General features: G+C 63.6%; 8 protein-coding genes. 5 read left to right on the top strand and 3 right to left on the bottom strand.

The annotated features are described in order from the left end of the window. A partial coding sequence (locus WBV42_RS09690; RefSeq protein ID WP_423985841.1) for an aminopeptidase occupies window positions 1-796 on the top strand: 796 nt, incomplete at its 5' end. Between the two features lie 21 nt (window positions 797-817). Beyond that, a complete protein-coding gene (locus tag WBV42_RS09695) occupies window positions 818-1,150 on the top strand; it encodes a CHY zinc finger protein (RefSeq protein ID WP_423985842.1) in 333 nt (110 codons plus the stop codon). A gap of 3 nt (window positions 1,151-1,153) precedes the next feature. On the opposite strand, the gene WBV42_RS09700 is transcribed toward WBV42_RS09695, so the two are convergent. Continuing rightward, on the bottom strand, window positions 1,154-1,528 hold the full coding sequence (locus tag WBV42_RS09700) for a hypothetical protein (RefSeq protein ID WP_423985843.1): 375 nt from the start codon (window positions 1,526-1,528) through the stop codon (window positions 1,154-1,156). Between the two features lie 99 nt (window positions 1,529-1,627). Between WBV42_RS09700 and WBV42_RS09705 the strand changes: the two genes are divergently transcribed. From WBV42_RS09705 to WBV42_RS09715, 3 genes are read left to right on the top strand one after another with little or no spacing between them, the layout of a single operon-like run. Next, window positions 1,628-2,278 (top strand): HVO_0476 family zinc finger protein, encoded by a 651-nt coding sequence (locus WBV42_RS09705; protein ID WP_423985844.1) that lies wholly within the window; start codon window positions 1,628-1,630, stop codon window positions 2,276-2,278. Window positions 2,279-2,338: 60 nt separating this feature from the next. Continuing rightward, window positions 2,339-3,250, top strand: a complete 912-nt coding sequence (locus WBV42_RS09710) for a class I SAM-dependent methyltransferase (RefSeq protein WP_423985845.1) — start codon at window positions 2,339-2,341, stop codon at window positions 3,248-3,250. Window positions 3,251-3,275: 25 nt separating this feature from the next. Next, on the top strand, window positions 3,276-4,040 hold the full coding sequence (locus tag WBV42_RS09715; protein ID WP_423985846.1) for a protein-L-isoaspartate O-methyltransferase family protein: 765 nt from the start codon (window positions 3,276-3,278) through the stop codon (window positions 4,038-4,040). 24 nt (window positions 4,041-4,064) lie between these two features. On the opposite strand, the gene WBV42_RS09720 is transcribed toward WBV42_RS09715, so the two are convergent. Together WBV42_RS09720 and WBV42_RS09725 are read right to left on the bottom strand one after the other, a co-directional pair. Further along, window positions 4,065-4,697: a methyltransferase domain-containing protein gene (locus tag WBV42_RS09720; RefSeq protein ID WP_423985847.1), complete on the bottom strand. Its 633-nt coding sequence runs from the start codon at window positions 4,695-4,697 to the stop codon at window positions 4,065-4,067. A 49-nt stretch (window positions 4,698-4,746) separates the two neighbouring features. Further along, window positions 4,747-5,318 (bottom strand): hypothetical protein (locus WBV42_RS09725; protein WP_423985848.1); only part of this gene is annotated, 572 nt, incomplete at its 5' end.

The following is a 5,318-nucleotide window of genomic DNA, read 5'->3' on the forward strand; positions in this document are numbered from 1 at the left end:
GGTGTGGGTGCTCCCCGGCGGCAATCAGCACGGGGAAGAGCCACCAGCCGCCGTCGCCGCCGCGATGGCCGCCGCGGATGTCGTCCTCGCACCGACGACGAAGAGTTTGAGCCACACCCGCGCACGCGGAAACGCGAACGACGAGGGGGCACGAATCGCCACCCTCCCCGGTATCACAGAAGAAGTGATGGTGACGGGCCTCGCCGCCGACTACGAGAACATCGACGAGCACTGCAAGGACGTGCTCGCGCAGGTCGAGGACGCGGAGGAGATTCGCGTCACGACCGAGAAGGGAACGGACATCACCTTCGAACCCGGCGACCGCGAGTGGTACGACGACACCGGCCTCTGTCACGAACCCGGCGACTTCACCAACCTCCCCGCAGGCGAGGTGTTCGTCAGCCCCGAGAACGTGAACGGCAAATACGTCGTGGACGGCACCATGCGCCCGCACGGCCTCCTCGAAGACGGCCAGACTCTCGAATTCGAAGTCGAGGACGGCTACGTCACGAGTATCAGCGACGACGAAATCCGCGAGCAGGTCGAGACGGGAGCGGAGGAAGTCGGACAGGACGCCTACAACCTCGCCGAACTCGGCATCGGCACCAACGTCGCGGTCACCGAACTCGTCGGTTCCGTCCTCCTCGACGAGAAGGCGGGCGGCACGGTCCACATCGCCATCGGCGACGACGCGGGCATCGGCGGCGACACGGACGCTCCGCTCCACCTCGACGGCATCATTCGAGAGCCGACGGTCTACGCGGACGGCGAGGAAGTCGAACTGCCACAGCCCTAACTGACCGACTTTTCCCTTTCAATGACTCTCGTCCACGGAATCGACGTCCACGGCATCGATGTAGACGCCGAAACGCGGTGTGCGCACTACGACACCGAGCGTGACGTGATCGCGATTCGGTTCCCCTGCTGTGACGAGTACTTTCCCTGTTTTCGGTGCCACGACGCGGTTGCTGACCATCCACGCGAAACGTGGGCGAAAGACGAACGGGACACCGAGGCGGTGCTGTGCGGCGTCTGCGGTTCGGAACTGACGATTGCGGAGTATCTCGGTTGTGAGTCGCAGTGTTCGGAGTGTGACGCGGAATTCAATCCGGGCTGTTCGAACCACTACGAGTTGTACTTCGACGGGTGAGATTCACCCGGATTTCGACGGGAGAATTTGGATACCGTCGTCCGCGGTGAGGTAAATCTCCGCCGAGGTCGCATTCCAGAACGGACCACCGCCCTTTGAAAATCCGGTTGGAATTTCGACGGTTACGCCGTTGTTCGCACCGATATCGGCGATTCGAATCCGGCTTCTAGCGGGAACGGTAACCGTTTTCCGCCCTCGTTCTCCATCGTCGGCGCGCCAAATCGCGGTGAGTGGTCGGTCCATCCCGTCGTAGTTCGTGACGAAGAGCGGAATCGTGGCTTCGTTTTCCCCGCCGACGAACTCGCTACAACCGGAGACGCCGAGCGACAGCGCCACGGCACCGACACCGATTTTCCCGACGAGCCTCCGCCGTCTCATTTCGACTCTACGAGTACGGCCGGATTCCATGAGTGTTCCGTTTGCCGCACTCTCCCACAACTCCACGCACTTTTACGGCCTGACTTCCTACACCGCTCCATGAGCGATACAGCGGAACGTGTGGCAGTCGTCTGCCCATCCTGTTCCCCCGATTTGGAGACGGTTCACGAAGTCCTCAAACCGGGCGGACAGGCGACGGTGCGATGCACCGAGTGCGACCACGTCCACAAGACGAAAATCGAGGAGGAGAAGACCGAGGAAATCGACGTCGTCGTCTCGCAGGAAGGCGAGTCGTTCACCGCGAAGGCGGACGTTCCCGTGGAGGAGACGCTGGCGGTCGGCGAGGAGTTCGTCCTCGAAACCGACGAGGCCATCTTCGTCGTCCGAATCACCAGTCTCGAACAGGAGGACGACCGCCGCGTCGAGGAGTCGGTGGCTCCCGACGTCGAGACCATCTGGACGCGCGCCGTGGACAACGTGAGCGTCAACGTCACGATTCACCCCAACGACGGCCGCCGGGACAACTCCCGGAGCGTCAAGGTGAACATTCCGGGGGATTACGAGTTCGTCGTCGGCGAACGGGAGGAACTCGCGAACGAGGAGTTCACCATCGACGGCATCCTCGTCACCGACGACGCGTCCGGCTACGACCACGACCGACTGGACTTCGACGGCGACGCCGTCGTCGCCAAGGACGTAAAGCGAATCTACGCCGAGGACGAGGGTTCGACGGCGTGGTCCGCGTGGTAAGCTGAGAGAGCTGAAACCTTCGGCACGTAGCTTTTTTCGACTCGCCGCCGTCGGTTCGGCATGGACTATCGCGAGTTGTGTTTGCTGTGGGCCGCCCGCGAGACGGGCATCATCGACGCCGTCATGTTTCACGCGGGGACACCGGTCGAAATCGCCGCGGAAACGGGCGTCACCGAGCGCGCCGCACGAATCACGCTGGCCGCGATGGCCGAACTGGGCTACCTCGAAACGGTCGATGGCGAGTACGAGGCGACCAATCGGGCACTCGGACTGTTCGCCAAGACTGACGTGCGTTCCATCGGTCGTATGCCCCACTACATGGACTGTCTCGACAGCTGGCTCGCGCTCCCGGAGACCATGCGAACCGGGGACGCACCCGAGCCGTCCGAGGAATGGACGACGGACTTCATGGGCGCGATGGCAACCATCGACGAGACGACGGTCCGCACCTGCGTCACGGAAGCCGTTCACGAGACCCCCCGCGCGGAGCGCGTCCTCGACATCGGTGGCGGGCCTGGTGAGTTCTCCAAGGAGTTCGCCCGTCGTGGCTTCGACGTGACGCTGTTCGACCGACCCGACGTCATCGAAGTCGACGAAAAATTCCTCGAACACGAACCCGTCGAACTCGTCCCCGGCGATGCGACCGACGACCTTCCGACCGGATTCGACCTCGCGTTCTGCTCCCGGGTCGCCCATGCACTCGGCCCGGACGAGAACCGAGCGCTCCTCGAAAACGCGTTCGGTGCGCTTTCCCCCGGCGGCGTAGCGGTCTTCACCGACAAGGTCCGAGGGTGGGCCGACGACGCGGCGCTGTTCGGGGCGCACATGCTCGCGGTGACCGAAAACGGCGATACCTACGACGAAACCCGGTTCCGGGAGTGGTTCGAGGGCGCTGGCTTCGAATCTGTCGACGTGCGCGACATCCCGGGCACGCAACAGCAAGCAATTATCGGGCACAGGCCGCGCCATTGAAGAACATCGGAACCCAAGCCGAACCATGGAACCGTCGGCGCTGCGCGACGATATGGTCGCCAGCCTCGAACACGAGATGAAAGGACTCGTTCGGAGCGAGTACGTCGGTCTCGCACTTCGGACCGTCCCCCGCCACGAGTTCGTCCCCCTCGAAGCACACGAAGGTGCCTACACCGACCAGTCGTTCGACCACCGAGGGACGAAGATACTGTCGCCGAGCACCGTCGCCCAACTGCTGGAAGCCCTCGACGTTCGGGAGACCGATTCCGTTCTCGTCGTCGGCGCTGGCGTCGGCTACACCTCCGCCGTACTCGCGGAAATCGTCGGTGAGGAGAACGTCCACGCGGTCGATATCACGCGAACCGTCGTCTACGAGGCTCGGCAAAACCTCGCATCCGCGGGCTACGGCGGTGTCTTCGTGGACTGCCGCGACGGTGCGGACGGACTCCCCGAGTACGCACCGTTCGACCGAATCGTCGTGGAAGCGGCGTCCATCCGACCGCCGCACGCGCTCGTCGAACAACTGACGCCCGACGGCCGGTTGGTCGTCCCGTTGGGCGGCGGCACACAGCAGTTGGCCGCTGTCGAGCGCACCCATGATGGAACCCCCGAAGTCGCGGAGGAGTTCGGCACCGTCGCGTTCTCGCCGCTCCTCGTTGACGGCGAACAGGCCGATACCATCGAACGGAACCGAACCGACCGCGAGGACCGCGAGTTCGCGGAACGCCACTTCCAGACCCGTCGTGGCTGGGAACACGAATGGATCGACTGGGACGGCTACGGATTGTAGCTCCCGAGAAACAGCGGATATTCTTTATTTCACGGCGCGTCTAACGACCGTGAGCCACGCTTCGACGCTCTCATCGTTGGACGGTGAGACGTCCTCCCCCTGCGCGTTGACTTCGAACCGTGCAGGGTCGATTTTCACGATTTCCCACCCGTCCTCGAACGCCGTCCGGAGTTCCTGCTCGCTGATTCGTCGCGGTCCCCACTCCCCAGGTTCCCGGTCACTGAAACAGAGGATGACGACGTGTCCGTCCGGCGCGACGGCGCTTGCCAGCGACGAGACGTACGTTCGTCGGGTTTCGTCATCGAAGACGTGAAACAGGCCGCAGTCGACGACGACGCCGAAATCGTCCTCGACGCCATCCAGCGAAAGCGCGTCCTCGATCCGGAAGTCGATGTCCCCGGCGACGTCACGGGTTTCCGCCTTCGCTTTCGCTTGCTCGATGGCACGCGGGGACGCATCGGCGCCGAGAACGGTGTATCCGCGGTCGGCGAGGAAGAGCGAGTTTTCTCCGGTTCCACAGCCGAGATCGAGGACCGGGCCCTCGAACGGGATTTCGTCCCGCTCGAACAACGAGCGGATGGCCGACTGCGGGCGACCGATGTCCCACGGTGGTGTTCCGGCGTACGCATCGTCGAATCCGTCTTCGGGGGAACTCATGACTAGAACCGAGGGACGGGAGTTCCATAGGTTTCTAGGCCGTCGCCCGTCACTCCGCCCCGGCATCCAACCGCGCGGCGACCGCATCGGAGACGTTCGACAGGTGTGTCGCCCCCCAGACGGCCACGATGATACCCCCGACGGTGTCGAACACCAAGTCGAGCATCGTGTTTTCGAGCGAGTATTGCGACAGGACGCTCCCCGTTCCCGACATCGTCGCCAACCCGCCGAGTCCGAACTCCAGCAGTTCCCAGAGGACGCCGAACGCGAGCGTGAAGAGAAGGATGAATAGCAGCATGAACTTCCGCGGAAGGTAGATGGAATCGGCGTGGACGTCGAGGGCCCGCACCGTCGTATAGCCCGCCGCCGCGACGAGCGACGAGGAGAGGGTGTGGGTCAACTGGTCCCACAAGCCGACGGACTCGTACAGACCGACGGTCCCGATCGCGTGCAGAAAGACCGGGACGACGATCCAGAGCGTTAGGCCGGTATCGACGGGCAAGTGATAATCCCGTTCGAGCACCGCCGGTAACTCCATCAGCGCGAACGCGAGCGCGACGAGACCGAGACCAGCCCAGAGGAAATCCCCGCCGAGAACACTCGCGAGAACGGAGATACCGA

Origin of the sequence: Haladaptatus sp., assembly GCF_049589095.1 — an archaeon.
Taxonomy (GTDB): domain Archaea; phylum Halobacteriota; class Halobacteria; order Halobacteriales; family Haladaptataceae; genus Haladaptatus.